Raw genomic sequence first — 16,381 nt, forward strand, 5'->3', positions numbered from 1 at the left:
CATCAGGGCGTGGCGGCCAGTGGCCCGGCCGGGGTGGCGGGCGCGGCATCCCCTTCGATCCGCAGCTTCGGCAGGCCCTGCGGGTATTCGCGCTGCATGAAATCGATCAGGCCCTCGCGCACGGCGCAGCGCAGGTCCCAGGCCAAGCCGGACGACGCGGCCGTGCACAGCACGCGGAGCTGCATGGTCGTCTGGGTGGTATCGCTGACCACCAGGTTGAAGAAGCGGCCGTCCCACTCGGGCCGCGACTTGACGATGCGCTCCAGCGCCTCGCGCAACGGCGCCAGCGGCATGCTGTAGTCGACATGGAAGAACACCGATCCCATGATCTGGGCGCTGTTGCGCGTCCAGTTCTGGAACGGCTTCTCGATGAAGTACTGCAGCGGGATGATCAGCCGCCGCTCGTCCCAGATCTGCAGCACCACGTAGGTGCTGGTGATTTCCTCCACGCGGCCCCATTCGCCCTCGACGATCAGCACGTCGTCCAGCCGCAGCGGCTGCGTCAGCGCCAGTTGCAGCCCGGCGATCATGTTGCTGAACACGGGCTTGGCCGCAAAACCGGCGATCAGGCCGACCACGCCGGCCGATGCCAGCAGGCTGGCGCCCACCTGCCGCGCGCCCGGAAACGTCATCAGCAGCATCGACACGCCGATCACGATCACCAGCGTCATTGCGATCCGCGAGATCACGCGGGTCTGCGTGTGGATGCGGCGCGCGGCGATGTTATCCGCGACGTTGACCGGGTGCTGGTCCAGGATGCCCTGCGCAAAGCCGGCGATGATCCGCACCACGAGCCACGTCACGGCCACGATCAGCAGCAGCCCGTTCAGGTGCCGGAAGCTGTCGATCCACGGCAGCTGGTCCGGCGCGGCCTGCCATGTGGTCTGCAGTAGCACCAGCGGCACCACGGCCTTGGCCGGCGCGCGCGCCTTGAGCACCATCATGTGCAGCACCGGCGTATGCCGCGTCATCCGCAACAGCAGCAGCCCGCCCAGCCGGTGGGCCAGCAGCCCGAGCAGGATGGCTGCCACGGCGCCCATCGCCGTGCCGAACCAGGGATGCCGTACCACGATTGCCATGTCCATGTGCAAAACCCTTGATCTGTGCGCATTATTCGAAAGATGCCTATAGCGACGCCCCGCCGCCGGAAAAGGTTCCCAAACGGGGGCCGTCCGGCGGCGGGCGGGGCCGGGGTCCATTAGAATCTCGGCCATCCGCCGGCAGCCCACTGCCGCCTTACCCGATCCCCCAGGAGCCTGCCATGACCGATCCACAGAAGTCGCCGCCGGCCATCGCCGAGGGCTGGCAGGCGCCGCCCGACCGCACCAGCGTGACCGACGACGCCCATGTCGAGGACATCATCCCGCTGCCGCCGCCCGAGCACCTGATCCGCTTCTTCCCGATCCGCGGCACGCCGGTAGAGGCGCTGGTCACGCAGACGCGCCAGCGCATCTCGCGCATCCTGCACGGCCACGACGACCGCCTGCTGGTGATCATGGGCCCCTGCTCCATCCACGACCCGCAGGCCGCGCTGGAATACGCGCGGCGGCTGCTGGCCCAGCGCGCGCACTATGCCGACACGCTGGAGGTGGTGATGCGCGTCTATTTCGAGAAGCCGCGCACCACGGTGGGCTGGAAGGGGCTGATCAACGACCCGTACCTGGACGAAAGCTACCGTATCGACGAGGGCCTGCGCATCGCGCGCAGCCTGCTGCTGGACATCAACCGGCTGGGCCTGCCGGCCGCCGGCGAGTTTCTGGACGTGATCTCGCCGCAGTACATCGGCGACCTGATCTGCTGGGGCGCCATCGGCGCGCGCACCACCGAGAGCCAGGTGCACCGCGAGCTGGCCTCGGGCATCTCGGCGCCAATCGGCTTCAAGAACGGCACCGATGGCAATATCCGCATCGCCATCGACGCCATCCAGGCCGCGTCGCGCCCGCACCATTTCCTGGGCGTGCACAAGAACGGCCAGGTGGCCACCGTCCATACCAAGGGCAACCCCGACTGCCACGTGATCCTGCGCGGCGGCAAGGCGCCGAACTACGATGCCGATTCGGTGGCCACCGCGTGCCGGGAGCTGGAGACGGCCGGGCTGGGCCACGCGCTGATGGTCGACTGCAGCCACGCCAACAGCAGCAAGCAGCACCAGCGCCAGATCGACGTGGCGGCGGACGTGGCGAAGCAGGTGGGCGGCGGCAGCGCGTCGATCTTCGGCGTGATGGTGGAAAGCCACCTGCTGCCCGGCGCGCAGAAGTTCACCCCGGGCACGCACGACCCCTGCAACCTGACCTACGGGCAGAGCATCACCGATGCCTGCATCGGCTGGGATGACTCGGTGGCCGTGCTGGAGACGCTGAGCCAGGCCGTGCGCCATCGCCGCGCCGCGAAGTAACCGGTGCGCCACAGGCGGCGGCGCCGGGGCGGCGTGCGCCTTCGCCTAAACGCAGCCAACGAAAACATTCACTTCGGGCCGGGCCGCCGATGAACGAACATTCGAAGGCCCGGCCGTCCCGCGCGGCGGCTTCCGTCCCGACGATATGCGCGCCGCCCTGCCCTCTCCCCTGCCCCTCGCCTTGCTGGCGGCCGCCTGCGCCGTGCTGGCCACGCCGCCGGCTCGTGGCGCAGATGCTGACCAACCCGCAGCACCCACCGCAGCCACCGCAGCCACCGATCCTGCCGGGCCGCCAGCCGGGGCCGCGCAGCCGGGCTGGATCGACCGCATGCTGAACAAGCTGGGCGCGTCGAAAGAGGTGGACCTGAGCCACGGCATCGACTGGGGCGTGCTGCCGGGGCCGTTCTACAACCCGGAGATGGGATTTGGCGTGGGCGCGGCCGCCATCGGCCTGTACAAGCCGAAGAACGCCGAGAAAGACACGCAGCTTTCCACGCTCACGCTGACCGGTTTCCTGACCACCACCGGCGCCGTGGGCATTGGCGTGGACAACAACACCTTCTTTGCCGACGACAGCTACCGCTTCGTCTTCAGCGGCGGCCTGATCAACATGCCCACCGCGTACTGGGGCATCGGCTACGACAAGGCGGCCAACCCGGCCAACAAGGAGGACTACACGCGGCGCGGCGTGGTGATCCAGCCGCGCATGATGGTGCGGGTGCGGCCCAACGTCTACATCGGCGGCGGCTACGACTTCGAGTACGACAACGCCGCCCAGTTGCAGCGCGGCGCCGACAGCGCGCTGGCCACCGACCCGCACGGCACGCGCGTGCTGAGCAGCGGCCTGACGGCCCATTTCTCGTACGACACGCGCGACTTCCTGCCCAACCCGTACCGGGGCCAGGCGCTGCTGCTCAACGGCACGGTCTACCGGCGCGCCATTGGCAGCGACAACGACTTCGAGACGCTGGAGATTACCTACGACCGGTACTTCCGCATGCGCGACCGCGACGTGCTGGCCTTCGACGTCTACGGCAAGTTCAACTGGGGCGATGTGCCTTGGAGCATGATGTCCAAGCTTGGCGACAGCCGGCGCATGCGCGGCTACTTCATGGGCCAGTACCGCGACAAGGCGCTGCTGACGGCGCAGGTGGAATACCGCTGGCACATCGCCGGGCGGCAGGGGATGGTGTTCTGGGCCGGCACCGGCGCCATCGCCGGAAACCCGGGCGCGCTGGCGTCGGCGCACTGGCTGCCGAACGTCGGCGTGGGCTACCGGTTCGAGTTCAAGCCGCGCGTGAACGTGCGCTTCGACGTGGGCGTGGGCAGCAACACCAAGGGCGCCTACTTCCAGATCAACGAGGCGTTCTGACGCCGCCCAACGAAAAAAGGCGCCGCGGACCCTTCGGCCCGCGGCGCCCTGCCAGCCCCGGAGGGCCGGGGATTACTTGCCCAGCTTCATGCTCGTCGGGTCGGCGGTCAGGTAGCCCACCGCGGCGCCCAGGCCATTCTTGTAGTTGGCGAACACCAGCGGCTCGACGGCGGTCTTGACCTGCGTCTTGATGCCGTCGCCGGCGTGCTGGAAGTTGCTCATGATGTACGTCCAGCCGTTGAGCTCGTCCACGGCATGCAGGCCCGTGGATTCGCCGCCAGCCGGCACCGACAGCAGGCGCGACAGCTTCTTCGTGTCGACGTTGTACGCCCACAGGAAGTTGTTGGTGTGGCGGCTGCTGTCTTCACCGATGAACAGCGTGCGCAGCTTCTCGGAGAACTTGAGGTTGTCCGGGTTGCCGATGGTTTCCGGGTCGGACGTGTTGCCCAGCGCGTCGGCCGTGATGTCCTTGCCCACCAGCAGCGCCTTGGTATGCACCGGCACCCATTCGCTGTTGATGGCCGCGCCGGTCGTGTCGGCCTGGCCGCCGGCCAGCTTGTGCTGCATCACGCCGCCCGAGTTCACGGCCGCCGGCACGCCGATGTTGCTCTCGGCATACCAGCCCTTGGCCGTGTTGTTGACGACCATCGAGTCGACGATGTTCTGCAGCGCGGAGTAGGCGATCTTGTCCTTGATGTTGACCGTCGTGCCTTCCATCTTGGTGAAGCCCATGCTGCCGCCCTTCAGGGCCGCGTAGCGGTGGGTTTCCAGGAACGCGGCAACCAGTTCCTTGCCGGCCTTGACGCGCACCCACTGGGCCGCGCCGCTGTACATGATCTTCGTGTACGTCGTGTCGGCCGGGTCGGTGGCCGAGAAGTCCATGATGTCGGCAAACGTGTGCGACTTGGCCCAGGCTTCGACCTGCGCGCTCGTGGCGTGGCCCAGCTTGATCCAGGTGAGGTCGGCGCCGGCGGCGGCCGGGTCCACCGAGAAGCCCGTGCCCACCTTGGCCACGTACAGCGTGCCGGCCGACAGGTCCTTCTCCACGTCGGCCACGAACATGAACAGGCCGCTGTTGGTGGCGTCGTCGCCCATCAGCACCGTGCGGTTGTCCGGCATCACCTGCACCAGCTCGTGCGAAATGCGGCCCAGGCAGTAGTGCTTCTTGATCGAAGCGGTGCCGTCCGGCTTGACCGTGACTTCCGGCAGGTGGCCGTACAGGTACGGGTTGAACGGGACCGACGCCGTGCCGTACAGGTTGGCGGCAAAGTCGATGCACTGCTGGTTCGTGGCGGCGGTACGGGCGTCCGGCTCGTACTCCTCGCTCGACAGGTGCGTGTTCCACGGCGACAGGCTGGCGCCGCAGGTGATCCACAGGCCGTTGGCGCCCGAGGTATCGACGTTGTGGTACTTCACCAGCGTCAGCTTGCCGGTGTTCGGGTCCTGGTCCAGCGTCAGCACGGCGATCGGCGACGGCAGGCGGCCGTACATGTCCTTGACCTTGACCGCGTCCCACGTGGTGTACTCGAACTGGACCACGGCAAAGACCGGGTTGCCCTTGACGCCGTCGACCTTGGCGCCTTCCACCTTCAGCAGCGACGTGCCGTCCGGCGAATCCGAGAAGAACTGCTTCGACACCGACGGATCGATGATCGGGCTGTTGTTGATGTTGTAGTAGCCGCCGGCCAGGATCTGGCCGCCCTTGCCGTCCGGGACCATGTCGCCGGTGATGAAGAACGGCTGGTAGGCCAGCTTGTACGTCTGGCTGGTGCCGTCGCTGAGCTTCACGGTCAGGCTGGAGCCCACCGTCGTGGTGGCCATCGAGGCCGGGTTGCTCAGCGCCGGGGCCGGCATGCTCGTGAACTCGGCCGAGGCAAACGTCGGCGTCACGGTCGGCGGGGTGGTCGTGCCACCGCCCGGCGTGGTGGTGGCGGGCGGCGGGGTATCGTCGTCGCCGCCGCAACCGGCCAGCAGCGAGGTGGAAGCCAGGCCCAGCGGCAGCATCGGAGCGCCGGCCAGGAATTTCAGTGCCTTGCGGCGCGAAGCATCAGGTTTCTCGTACATCTGGAAAGTTTCCCGTCTGATAGTTATCGAACGCGACCGGCGCCGGACTGGCGCGGACGGTTCAGGCCCCTGTGAGGTTGGCGGCACAAAGCACGCGGGAACGAATGCTAGGTGTCGTTTATGACAACAGGTTGAAGACGGCGTGAATGGCACACATCCCCGCAGGCACTTGCATGGCTGCAGGTCGGGCCACGAGAATCGCGGAGGAGGGAAAAAAACGCCGCAGCCAGGTGCTGGCCGCAGCGCATCAATGCGCCGGTCCGTGCGACACCCACTATGTCGCGCGTTGCACCCCATTACTGGTTCTACCGGCTTGGCCTTTCATGGCAGAGGAACCGCCACGGAAACCGATCGTAGAGACCGGCCATGTCGATTTCATGACAGCCTGTCCGGACATGGAGTCAGCCAGCAACGCGCGACGATGTCCGCCCTCCGGGCTGCCCGAGTGTGGTGAAAATCAAACGGAGAAAACCAAACCACTGCGGATTTTTTCTCATCAGCACCAGAAATTCAGGCCGGTCGGGAATATGTCATCTTTAGCCTATTGAAGTCGTCAATCTGGACGGCTATGGTTCTGCGCATAATATTTTCCACGGCAATATATGCAAATCCGAGCATATATTGTTCGCCCCAGCCGGAAAAACAATGAACCGATCCATTCCGGGACGCACCGCGTCTCCAGCCGCCCTCATGCCCCGCCTTGCCGGGTCCCGCCGGCGCGCGTCCGCGCGCCCGATTCCGCCTGTCCGTTTTGTAGCAACCTCGTAGCAACCGTCGCCACGACCGGGCAATAACGCCTCCCAAAGCCCGGTCCGGCGCACAACCTCTGGAGGTAATCCGACCCGGGGTGTGACGGGGTCACCGACGGCCGACCAGACCGGCGGACGCGCCAGACTGCATGGGCGGATTACCGAGGATCCACGACTGGAGAAAGTCCAATGAGCAGTGTCATCAATGATGGCGGCAACCCGTCCCGCGGGCCGGCGCCGTTCTTTTCCAAGGAAGCGACCTACGCCAAGCCGGGATTTTCCCGCTGGATGGTCCCGCCCGCCGCGCTGGCGGTTCACCTCTGTATCGGCCAGGCCTATGCCTTCTCGGTGTTCAATGCACCGCTGTCCAAGGTCATCGGCATTACCGAATCGGCGCCGGACGACTGGAAGCTGACCACGCTGGGCTGGATCTTCTCGCTGGCGATTTTCTTCCTGGGCATTTCGGCCGCGTTCGCCGGTAAATGGCTGGAGCGCGTGGGCCCGCGCAGGACGATGTTCACGGCGGCCTGCTGCTTCGGCGGCGGCTTCCTGATCTCGGCGCTGGGCGTCTACACGCACCAGATCGTGCTGCTGTACCTGGGCTACGGCGTGCTCGGCGGCATCGGGCTGGGCCTGGGCTACGTGTCGCCCGTGTCCACGCTGATCCGCTGGTTCCCGGACCGCCGCGGCATGGCCACCGGCATGGCCATCATGGGCTTTGGCGGCGGCGCGATGATCGCCGCGCCGCTGTCCGTGGCGCTGATGAACTACTTCAAGAGCGCCACCTCGGTGGGCGTGACCCAGACCTTCCTGGTCATGGGCGTGGGCTACTTCATCTCGATGGCCATCGGCTCGCTGGCCATCCGCGTCCCGCCGCCCGGCTGGAAGCCGGAAGGCTGGACCCCGCCCGTGGTCGAGAACAAGATGATCACGCGCAACCACGTGCACATCGACGAAGCGCTGAAGACCCCGCAGTTCTACCTGCTGTGGCTGGTGCTGTTCCTGAACGTGACCGCCGGCATCGGCGTGCTCGGCCAGGCGTCGCTCTTGATTCAGGAAAGCTTCAAGGGCAGCGTTACCCCGGCCGCCGCGGCCGGCTTCGTGGGCCTGCTGTCGCTGTTCAACATGGGCGGCCGCTTCTTCTGGGCGTCGTCGTCGGACTGGATCGGCCGCAAGAACACCTACTTCGTGTTCTTCGCGCTGGGCGCCGTGCTGTACTGGCTGGTGCCGCAACTGGGCGCCAGCGGCAACATCGCGCTGTTCGTGCTGGGCTACTGCGTGATCATGTCGATGTACGGCGGCGGCTTTGCCACCATCCCGGCCTACCTGGCCGACATGTTCGGCACGGCCTTCGTGGGCGGCATCCACGGCCGCCTGCTGACCGCCTGGGCCGCCGCCGGCATTGCCGGCCCGGTGCTCGTGAACTACATCCGCGAATACCAGGTGGCGCACGGCGTGACCGGCGCGCAAGCCTATGCGATGACGCTGCACATCATGGCCGCGCTGCTGGTGGTCGGCTTCCTCTGCAACCTGCTGGTGTCGCGCGTGAATGCCAAGCACCACATGAGCGATGCCGACGTGGCCCGCCTTGGCGCCAGCGCCGGCGCGGCCCACTGACCGGCCGCCCCCGCGACAAGGAGTCTTTCGAATGCAAAACCAGAACCTGAACGCACATCCGACCAACAAGGGCCTGCTGGCCGTCTTCTGGCTCTACGTGCTGATCCCGCTGGTGTGGGGCGTGTCCAACACGATCACCCAGGCGCTCAAGCTGTTCCAGTAAGCGCCCACCCATCCGCAGAAAGGCCGCGACACGTTCGCGGCCTTTTTTTTTGGCCCGCGCCACCGGAACGCAGCATTCCGGCGCCGCGCCTTGGCGCCATGCGCCCCGCTTCCTACACTGGACGGGCCGTACCCTCCACCCCTACCCCTCCGGAGCATGATCGTCTACGCCTGCTCCACGCAGGCGTCGGCCACCACCGGCGCGGCGTTGCGCGTCGACGGCGGCGTGGTCGATACGATCATCTGACGGCCGGGGTAGCCGCCATCGGCTAGCTGCGCCGGTGGCGCATCATCGCCGCCATGGCCGCCGAGGCGCCCAGCACCAGCGCCGTCGCCAGGATCGGGTGGCGCGTGGATGCCGTGTACGGGCACGACTTCAGCGCCCGACGATCCCCGGCGCGCTCGACCAGGCTGTTGCCGGCCGCGTGCAGCGCGTTGTCATCGCGCGGGCCGGCCGGCGTGTCGGTCTGCTGCGCGCGGCCCATGAAGCGCCGCATGAAGCGGTCGAACGTGTGCGGCGCGTGGTAGGCCGCGGCCGAGAACGCCTTGGCCGCGGCACCCACGAACATGTCGCGGCGCGGATGCTCGGCGGCAAACAGGATCGCGTCGGCCGCCATGGCCGGATCGTAGAGCGGCGGCGCCTGCCGGGGCTCCACGTGCAGGAAGTTCTTGGCGTGGGTGACGATCGGCGTATCGAGCGCCGCCGCCTTGATCAGCGTGACCGAGACCGGCGCCTTTTCCTGCTCCAGTTCCAGCCGCAGCGTGTCGGTGAATCCCTTGATCGCGTGCTGCGACGCCGCGTAGGCGCTCTGCAGCGGCAGCGGGCAGTCGCACGACTCGCTGCCCATGTTGATGATCGCCCCGCCCTCCTGCCGCAGGTGCGCCACGGCGGCCAGCGATCCATGCACCACGCCCCAGTAGTTCGTCTCGAACAGCCGGCGATGGTCCTCCAGCGGCACGTCGTCGTGGCGGCCGAAGATCGTCACGCCGGCGTTGTTGACCCACGTATCGAAGCCGCCAAAGCGCTCGATGGCCGACTGCGCGACATGCGCCACGTCCTCGTGCCGGCCCACGTCGGCGGTCACGGTGATGACCTCGGTGCCGTGCTCGCGCAGTTCCTCGGCCAGCTTGTGCAGCGCATCCTCGCCGCGCGCCACCAGCACCAGCCTGGCCCCCCTGGCAGCCGCCTTGCGGGCCGTCACCAGCCCCACGCCGCTCGTGGCCCCGGTCAGCACGATGACCTGCGAGCCCACCTTCTTGTGCGTCTTCATCTTGCCTCTCTTGGCTGAGTTGGATCGGGATCGAAGCCAGGGTGACGTCGCACATCCCGTGCCCGGCCAGCCGGCGGGAGACGCCGATGTGCGCCGCAGCAATCCCGGCCAGGATTTACAAACGCGGTAAAAAGTCCGCCATCCATGTAGGACGGCTACTGCTTTCGCACGCGACGTGGGCTGCATAAGCTGGAACGGACCCCGCTTTGCGCGCTTCGCGCAATACGCCACCACCCGCTGCCATGGCCAAGACCGCCTCCGCCACCCGCCCCGCCTCCCGCAAGCCGGCCGACGCCGCCCTGGGCAAGTACCAGGACATGCGCGACTTCGGCGCCACGCCCGAGCCCAGCGGCAAGACCGCGCGCGGGCGCCGCGCGGCGGCCAACGGCGCCCACGCGTTCGTCATCCAGAAGCACGCGGCCCGGCGGCTGCACTACGACTTCCGGCTGGAACTCGACGGCACGCTCAAGAGCTGGGCCGTGCCCAAGGGCCCGAGCTTCGACCCCGCCGACAAGCGCATGGCCGTGCATGTGGAAGACCACCCGCTCGACTACGCCGATTTCGAGGGCGTGATTCCGGCCGGCCATTACGGCGCGGGCACCGTCATCGTCTGGGACCGGGGCGTCTGGATTCCGGACGAAGACCCGGAGGCCGGCTACCGCGCCGGCAAGCTCAAGTTCGAACTGCGCGGCGAAAAGCTGCAGGGGCACTGGACGCTGGTGCGCATGGGCGGCCGCAAGGCGCGCGACGACAACGCCTGGCTGCTGATCAAGGAGCGCGACGCCTTTGCGCGGCCAGCGTCCGAATTCGACGTGGTCGAGGCCATGCCCGACAGCGTGCTGGCCGGCACGGCCAGGCCGGGCAAGAAGAAAGCCGGCGCCGCCAAGGCCGACGCCAAGGCCAAGCCCGCGCGCGGCAAGCGCACCGCCGCCATCGAACTGCCCGAAAAGGCGAATCCGGCCGCGCTGCCGCTGGCGCTGACGCCGCAACTGGCCACGCTGGTCGAAGCCCCGCCGGCCGACCCCACCGCGTGGCAGTACGAGATCAAGTTCGATGGCTACCGCATCGTGGCCCGCATCGACGGCGACGACGTGCGGCTGTTCACGCGCAACGGGCACGACTGGACGTCGAAACTGCGCCCGCTGGCGGCCGAGATTGCCGGCCTGGGCTGGCCCGACGGCTGGCTCGACGGCGAGATCGTGGTCGTGGACGCCCAGGGCATCACCGATTTCCAGGCACTGCAGAACGCCTTCGAGACCGCCCACGCCGAGGCCATCCAGTTCTACGCGTTCGACCTGCCCTACTACGCCGGCCACGACCTGCGCGCCGTGCCGCTGGCCGAGCGCCGCGCGCTGCTGTACCGGCTGCTGGCCGACCACAAGTCCGGCCGGGTGCGCTTCAGCGACAACTTCGAGGGCGACCCGAAAGACATGCTGGACGCGGCCTGCCGCATGAAGCTCGAAGGCATCATCGGCAAGCGCGCCGATGCGCCGTACGTCAGTACGCGCGCCGGCACGTGGATCAAGCTCAAGTGCCAGAACCGCCAGGAATTCGTGATCGGCGGCTACACCGATCCCAAGGGCAGCCGCAACGGGCTGGGGTCGCTGCTGCTGGGCCTGCACGATCCGGACGGCAAGCTGCGCTACGTGGGCAACGTGGGCACCGGCTTCGACACGGCCATGCTGGACGCGCTGCGCAAGCAACTGGACGGGCTGGCCGCCGACAAGACCCCGTTCGACCCGCTGCCGCGCGGCATCAAGGGCCACTGGGTCAAGCCCAAGCTGGTGGCCGAGGTCACGTTTGGCGCCTGGACCCGCGAGGGCCGCATCCGCCACTCGGTCTTCCATGCGCTGCGCACGGACAAGCCAGCATCCGCCGTGACGCTGGAAAAACCGGCCAAGCCCGCCGACAAGGCGCCGAAGGCGGCGGCCAAGGCAGCCGCAAAGACGGCAACTGGCCGCAAGACGTCCGGCAAGACCGCCATCGGCAACGTGGCCGTCAGCCATGCGGACCGCGTGATCGACAAATCCACCGGGCTGACCAAGGGCGACCTGGTCACCTATTACGCCCGCGCCGCCGCGCTGATGCTGCCGCACCTGAAGGGCCGGCCGCTGGCACTGGTACGGGCGCCGGCCGGCATCGACGGCGAGCAGTTCTTCCAGCGCCACGGCGACACGCTGAAGCTGAAAGGCGTGCGGGCGCTGGACCCGGCGCTCTGGCCCGGCCACCCGCCGCTGCTGGAAATCACCGGCGCCGACGCCATCGTCGAGGCCGCGCAGCTGAACGTCGTGGAATTCCACACCTGGAACGCGCTGGCGCGCAATATCGGCAAGCCGGACCAGATCGTGTTCGACATCGACCCCGGCGAGGGCGTGACCTGGCGCGAGATCCAGGAAGCCGCCACGCTGGTCAAGGCCATGCTCGACGAACTGGGCCTGCAGGGCTTTCTGAAGACCAGCGGCGGCAAGGGCCTGCACGTGGTGGTGCCGCTGGCCGCGCGGGCCGGCTGGGACGAGGTGCGCGACTTCTCGCAGGACGTGGTGAACCACATGGCCAGCACGATTCCGGACCGCTTTGTAGCAAAGAGCGGCCCCCGCAACCGCGTTGGCAAGATTTTCATCGATTACCTGCGCAACGGTGTCGGCGCTACCACGGCGGCCGCATTTTCGGCGCGCGCCCGGCCCGGCCTGGGCGTCTCGATCCCGGTGAGCTGGGACGAGTTGGACGACCTGACCGGCGCCGCCCAGTGGACCATCGCCAACGTCGAAGACCGGCTGGCCGAACTGGCCCGCCACGACCCCTGGGCCGGCCACGACAAGGTTCGCCAGACGCTGACGCGCGCCCGCAAGCTGCTCGGCGACGGCTGAAACCAGCCCCCGCCGCCCGTGTATCCCCCACGCCATGGCGCGCGCGGCGCGCTGTAGGCGTCCGTCTGTCAGCCGCTTGGCCATAAGCGGCACGGTTCTTGCCACGATGCTCCCAGAACACGGCCGAAAAGGGCCGCCGAGAGCTGATGGAACCGATGAGACAAGACCCCGATCCCTGGTATTCGAGCGAATTCTGGCAGCGCGCCGTCATCGGCGTGTTGATGCTGGCACTGGCCTGGATGCTGGCTTCGCCGGCCGATGCCGGTGCCGCCGGGCTGCGCGCGCCGCATGGCGCGGTGGCGCCATGAAGTGGATGAACGGACCCGCCGGGCCTTCGGGACGTTACGTCGAAAATACAAATGCCATGGGTGGAATGCAGGTAAAAAATACAATTCAGGATCCTTTGGCGCCACTTGCGCGGTTTGCAGGGGATGGCGCCGTGCCGCTTCGTGCCCTGATCGCTTCAGATTCCGCCATTACCAAAGCGGCGCCGCTTGCCGCCTGCCAGCCATGAACGCTTCGACCGTGCCCCATCCGACGCGCCGCCCGCTGGTCCTCAACGTCGAGGGCCGCGAGGGGCCGCGCTACGTCAAGAGCCGCATCCTGAACCGTGCCGAGTTTTCCGTCCTGGAAGCCTCCGACGGCCAGGCCGCGCTGTCGCTGGTGCGCCAGCACGCGCCAGACCTCGTGCTGCTGTCGGGCCAGCTGTCCGACATCGACGGGCTCGACGTCTGCCGCCTGATCAAGAGCGATCCGCAGACCGCCCGGACCATGGTGCTGCTGACCTCGCCCGGCGTGACCGATTCGCACCGCCGGGTGCAGGCGCTGGATAGCGGCGCCGACAGCCTGCTGGTGGAGCCGGTGGAGCCCGAGGAGCTGATCTCGAACATCAACGCGCTGCTGCGCATGCGCGGCGCCGAGGATGCCTACCGCCGCACATCCGAGGCGCTGCACGAGAACGAAGACCTGTTCCGCCAGCTGGCCGAGGCGCTGGCCGACGTGGTCTGGATCCTCGATCCGGCCGCCCAGCGCTTCCTGTTCGTCAGCCCGGCCTTCGAGGCGCTGTGGGGCCGGCCGGCCGACATCGTCAAGCAGGACCCGACGCAGTGGCTGCAATGGGTCTCGCCCGAGGATCGCCCGCGCATGGAAGCCGAATGGCAGAGCATGCTGCGCGACGGCCGGCTCGACGCCGGCTTCCAGCTCGAACGCCCCAACGGCGAAATCCGCGAAGTCCACATGCGGGCGTTCCCGGTACGGGGCGCCGACGGCCGCTGCCTGCGCGTGGCCGGCATCTGCCAGGACGTGACGCGCCACAACCGCGCCGAACGCACGCTGTACAACGAGGAACGCCGCAAGGACGAATTCCTGGCGATGCTGGCGCATGAGCTGCGCAACCCGCTGGCGCCGATGCGCAGCGCGGTGGACCTGCTGCAGCAGTTCTCGCCGTCGCGCGAGGACATGTTCCGCGCCCGCGACATCATCGGCCGCCAGCTTCATCACCTGACCCGGCTGGTCGACGAACTGCTGGACGTGTCGCGCTTCAACCAGGGCAAGATCACGCTGCGGCGCGACCTGGTGGAACTGCGCGGCGCGCTGAACACGGCCGTCGAAACGGTGCGGCCGCTGCTGGAATCGCGCCAGCACACGCTGCGGCTGTCGCTGCCGGAGCAGCCGCTGCCGGTGCGCGGCGACATGGTCCGGCTGACCCAGATCTTTGCCAACCTGCTGCACAACGCGGCCAAGTACACGCCCGAAGGCGGCCAGATCACGGTGGAGGCCACCGTATCGGACGGCAAGGTGTTCGTGCGCGTGCGCGACAACGGCAACGGCCTGTCGCCAGCGCTGCAGCGCCAGCTGTTCGATCCGCTGGCGCCCGAGGTGGGCGCGGCCGATGGCGCCGCGGGCGGCGAGCACGACGACCGGCCGCCGGTGCCGCAGGACGCCTTTACCGACCCCGACAACTTTGCGGCACGCGAGGGCCCCGGCATCGGCCTGACGCTGGTGCAGAAGCTGGTGACGCTGCACGGCGGCCGTGTCAGCGCCGAAAGCCCGGGCCGCAACCTGGGCAGCACGTTCACGGTGGAACTGCCCGTGGAGCCGTGGCAGAACTGGCACCCGACCAGCGGCAAGACGCGCGCGCAGTCGTCGGCCACGCACACGATCATGCTGGTCGACGACAACGTCGACGCGCTGGAAGCGATGACGATGACGCTGGAAACGCTGGGCCACACCGTGGTGACCGCGGCCGACGGCCAGAGCGCCATCGACCGCGCCGCCAGCGTGCGGCCGGACGTGGTGCTGCTGGACCTGGGCATGCCGACGATGGACGGCTTCGAGACCGCCCGCCGGCTGCGCGAGATTCCCGAGCTGCGCAACGCGCGGCTGGTGGCGCTGACCGGTTTCGGCCAGCCCGACGACCGGCGCCGCACCCGTGCCGCCGGCTTTGACCTGCACCTGGTCAAGCCGGCGGATCTCAACGCGCTCACGCGGCTGCTGGACGAGCTGGACGCCTGACCGCCGAGCGCCTGGACGAGGAACACCATGCACATCACCCCCGAACCCGACATCACGCCCCCGAAGCCGGAGATGCCGCCGCCCGAGCCGCCCGACAACACGCCGGAGCCGGTGAACGACCCGCCCCCGGGCGACATGCCGCCGCCCCCGCCGCAGCGCGCGGCCTAGCCGGGCGTCGCCATGTCCCGTGCCATCTGGAAGGGCGCCATCAGCTTCGGGCTGGTGAACATCCCCATCGCCGTCAAGCCCGCGTCGCGCACGCATTCGCTAGACCTGGACCTGCTCGACAAGCGCGACATGGCCCCGGTGGGCTACCAGCGCATCAACAAGCACACGGGCAAGCCCGTGGAGCGCGACGACATCGTCAAGGGCTACGAGTACGAGAAGGACGAGTACGTGGTGCTGAGCGACGAGGATTTCCGGCAGGCCAACGTCGAGGCCACGCAGACAGTGGACATCGTCAGCTTTGTCGACGCGGCCGCCATTCCGCCCTATTTCTTCGACACGCCGTACTACCTGGAGCCGGACAAGCGCGGCGAGCGCGGCTACGCGCTGCTGCACGAGACCATGCGCAAGACCGGCCGCGCCGCGCTGGCGCTGGTGGTGCTGCGCAACCGCCAGCACCTGGCCGCGCTGATGGTGGCCGGCAAGGCGCTGGTGCTGAACACGATGCGCTTTGCCGACGAGGTGGTGCCCGTGGCCGAACTGAGCCTGCCCGGCGGCAAGAAGAACACGGCCAGCCCGCGCGAGGTGCAGATGGCGACCAAGCTCGTGGAAGACATGAGCGAGGACTTCAAGCCCGAGCAGTACCATGACACCTACCGCGAAGACCTGCTCGCGCGCATCCACGACAAGGTCAAGGCTGGCAAGACACACCTGCTGACGCCGGCGTCGGACGAGCCGGCCGCCCGCACCGGCAAGGGCGCCAAGGTCATCGACATGATGGCGCTGCTCAAGCAGAGCCTGGGCGCACGCGGGAAGCGTGGCGGCGACAGGGTGGACGGGAGCGGGGACGATAGCGCGAACGATACCGCCAACGATAGCGCCAACGAGAGCGACGCGGCGCCGCGCAAGGGGTCGCGGCGGGCGGCGGCGAAGGCGTCGGGCAAGGCTTCGGCGAAGACTTCGTCGAAATCCACGGCAAAGGCCTCAAAGGCTTCGGCCAAGGCCGGCGCCACAAAGCCGGCCAGCAAGTCGGCAAGCAAGTCGGCAACCAAGCCGGCGACCAAGCGCGCCAGCAAGAAGACCCCGGCCGCGGCCGCCCAGCGCCGCAAGGCCGCCTAGCCTCTCCCGCCCTCCCAAAGAAAAAGAGCCGCGACACGTGGGAGAGTCGCGGCTCAGCGCAGGGGCGACCAGGGTCGCCGCGCATC

13 protein-coding genes and 1 pseudogene are annotated in these 16,381 nt (G+C 68.1%); 11 read left to right on the top strand and 3 right to left on the bottom strand.

Annotated features, from left to right (window positions below):
- Positions 1-2 precede the first annotated feature (2 nt).
- Positions 3-1,085, bottom strand: a complete 1,083-nt coding sequence (locus EHF44_RS19475; RefSeq protein WP_124685387.1) for a mechanosensitive ion channel family protein — start codon at positions 1,083-1,085, stop codon at positions 3-5.
- Positions 1,086-1,261: 176 nt separating this feature from the next.
- Here EHF44_RS19475 and EHF44_RS19480 point away from each other — a divergent pair, with 176 nt between their 5' ends.
- Complete coding sequence (locus EHF44_RS19480) at positions 1,262-2,395, top strand: 3-deoxy-7-phosphoheptulonate synthase (protein ID WP_124685388.1); 1,134 nt, start codon at positions 1,262-1,264, stop codon at positions 2,393-2,395.
- Between the two features lie 328 nt (positions 2,396-2,723).
- Positions 2,724-3,767 carry a BamA/TamA family outer membrane protein gene (locus EHF44_RS19485; RefSeq protein ID WP_253700259.1) on the top strand — a complete coding sequence of 348 codons (1,044 nt, stop codon included), beginning with the start codon at positions 2,724-2,726 and terminating at the stop codon, positions 3,765-3,767.
- Positions 3,768-3,839: 72 nt separating this feature from the next.
- Here the strand turns inward: EHF44_RS19485 and EHF44_RS19490 are convergent, their stop codons facing one another.
- The gene (locus tag EHF44_RS19490; RefSeq protein ID WP_124685390.1) at positions 3,840-5,831 is read right to left on the bottom strand and encodes a PhoX family protein; all 1,992 of its coding nucleotides are present in this window, start codon (positions 5,829-5,831) and stop codon (positions 3,840-3,842) included.
- A 938-nt stretch (positions 5,832-6,769) separates the two neighbouring features.
- Here EHF44_RS19490 and EHF44_RS19495 point away from each other — a divergent pair.
- From EHF44_RS19495 to EHF44_RS19505, 3 genes and pseudogenes are all read left to right on the top strand, one after another.
- Positions 6,770-8,197: an L-lactate MFS transporter gene (locus EHF44_RS19495; protein ID WP_124685391.1), complete on the top strand. Its 1,428-nt coding sequence runs from the start codon at positions 6,770-6,772 to the stop codon at positions 8,195-8,197.
- Positions 8,198-8,228: 31 nt separating this feature from the next.
- A complete protein-coding gene (locus EHF44_RS19500) occupies positions 8,229-8,360 on the top strand; it encodes an MFS transporter small subunit (RefSeq protein ID WP_124685392.1) in 132 nt (43 codons plus the stop codon).
- Positions 8,361-8,513: 153 nt separating this feature from the next.
- Positions 8,514-8,606, top strand: a pseudogene (locus EHF44_RS19505) (oxidoreductase); the annotation flags it as partial.
- 22 nt (positions 8,607-8,628) lie between these two features.
- Here the strand turns inward: EHF44_RS19505 and EHF44_RS19510 are convergent.
- Complete coding sequence (locus EHF44_RS19510) at positions 8,629-9,630, bottom strand: SDR family oxidoreductase (protein ID WP_124685393.1); 1,002 nt, start codon at positions 9,628-9,630, stop codon at positions 8,629-8,631.
- Between the two features lie 242 nt (positions 9,631-9,872).
- Here EHF44_RS19510 and ligD point away from each other — a divergent pair, with 242 nt between their 5' ends.
- The 6 genes from ligD (at position 9,873) to EHF44_RS19530 (ending at position 16,295) form a co-directional block, all read left to right on the top strand.
- On the top strand, positions 9,873-12,497 hold the full coding sequence (ligD, locus tag EHF44_RS19515; RefSeq protein ID WP_124685394.1) for a DNA ligase D: 2,625 nt from the start codon (positions 9,873-9,875) through the stop codon (positions 12,495-12,497).
- A gap of 146 nt (positions 12,498-12,643) precedes the next feature.
- On the top strand, positions 12,644-12,805 hold the full coding sequence (locus EHF44_RS28410) for a hypothetical protein (protein WP_172966133.1): 162 nt from the start codon (positions 12,644-12,646) through the stop codon (positions 12,803-12,805).
- Entirely contained in the window at positions 12,802-13,011 is a 210-nt protein-coding gene (locus EHF44_RS19520; RefSeq protein ID WP_124685395.1) for a hypothetical protein, read from the top strand. The genes EHF44_RS28410 and EHF44_RS19520 overlap by 4 nt, the downstream gene beginning before the upstream one ends.
- Positions 13,008-15,011, top strand: a complete 2,004-nt coding sequence (locus EHF44_RS19525) for a response regulator (protein ID WP_124685396.1) — start codon at positions 13,008-13,010, stop codon at positions 15,009-15,011. The genes EHF44_RS19520 and EHF44_RS19525 overlap by 4 nt, the downstream gene beginning before the upstream one ends.
- 27 nt (positions 15,012-15,038) lie before the next feature.
- The gene (locus EHF44_RS28415) at positions 15,039-15,179 is read left to right on the top strand and encodes a hypothetical protein (protein ID WP_172966134.1); all 141 of its coding nucleotides are present in this window, start codon (positions 15,039-15,041) and stop codon (positions 15,177-15,179) included.
- Between the two features lie 12 nt (positions 15,180-15,191).
- Positions 15,192-16,295 carry a Ku protein gene (locus tag EHF44_RS19530; RefSeq protein WP_124685397.1) on the top strand — a complete coding sequence of 368 codons (1,104 nt, stop codon included), beginning with the start codon at positions 15,192-15,194 and terminating at the stop codon, positions 16,293-16,295.
- Positions 16,296-16,381: the final 86 nt, after the last annotated feature.

The organism is Cupriavidus pauculus (genome assembly GCF_003854935.1).
Classification (GTDB): domain Bacteria; phylum Pseudomonadota; class Gammaproteobacteria; order Burkholderiales; family Burkholderiaceae; genus Cupriavidus; species Cupriavidus pauculus_C.

Bases quoted from the DNA above. Each gene is read 5' to 3' on its own strand.
- EHF44_RS19490 (WP_124685390.1), bottom strand. From the start codon at position 5,831: ATGTACGAGAAACCTGATGCTTCGCGCCGCAAGGCACTGAAATTCCTG.
- EHF44_RS19520 (WP_124685395.1), top strand. From the start codon at position 12,802: ATGAAGTGGATGAACGGACCCGCCGGGCCTTCGGGACGTTACGTCGAA.
- EHF44_RS28410 (WP_172966133.1), top strand. From the start codon at position 12,644: ATGGAACCGATGAGACAAGACCCCGATCCCTGGTATTCGAGCGAATTC.
- EHF44_RS28415 (WP_172966134.1), top strand. From the start codon at position 15,039: ATGCACATCACCCCCGAACCCGACATCACGCCCCCGAAGCCGGAGATG.
- EHF44_RS19500 (WP_124685392.1), top strand. From the start codon at position 8,229: ATGCAAAACCAGAACCTGAACGCACATCCGACCAACAAGGGCCTGCTG.
- EHF44_RS19510 (WP_124685393.1), bottom strand. From the start codon at position 9,630: ATGAAGACGCACAAGAAGGTGGGCTCGCAGGTCATCGTGCTGACCGGG.
- EHF44_RS19485 (WP_253700259.1), top strand. From the start codon at position 2,724: ATGCTGAACAAGCTGGGCGCGTCGAAAGAGGTGGACCTGAGCCACGGC.
- EHF44_RS19495 (WP_124685391.1), top strand. From the start codon at position 6,770: ATGAGCAGTGTCATCAATGATGGCGGCAACCCGTCCCGCGGGCCGGCG.
- EHF44_RS19480 (WP_124685388.1), top strand. From the start codon at position 1,262: ATGACCGATCCACAGAAGTCGCCGCCGGCCATCGCCGAGGGCTGGCAG.
- EHF44_RS19475 (WP_124685387.1), bottom strand. From the start codon at position 1,085: ATGGACATGGCAATCGTGGTACGGCATCCCTGGTTCGGCACGGCGATG.
- ligD (WP_124685394.1), top strand. From the start codon at position 9,873: ATGGCCAAGACCGCCTCCGCCACCCGCCCCGCCTCCCGCAAGCCGGCC.
- EHF44_RS19525 (WP_124685396.1), top strand. From the start codon at position 13,008: ATGAACGCTTCGACCGTGCCCCATCCGACGCGCCGCCCGCTGGTCCTC.
- EHF44_RS19530 (WP_124685397.1), top strand. From the start codon at position 15,192: ATGTCCCGTGCCATCTGGAAGGGCGCCATCAGCTTCGGGCTGGTGAAC.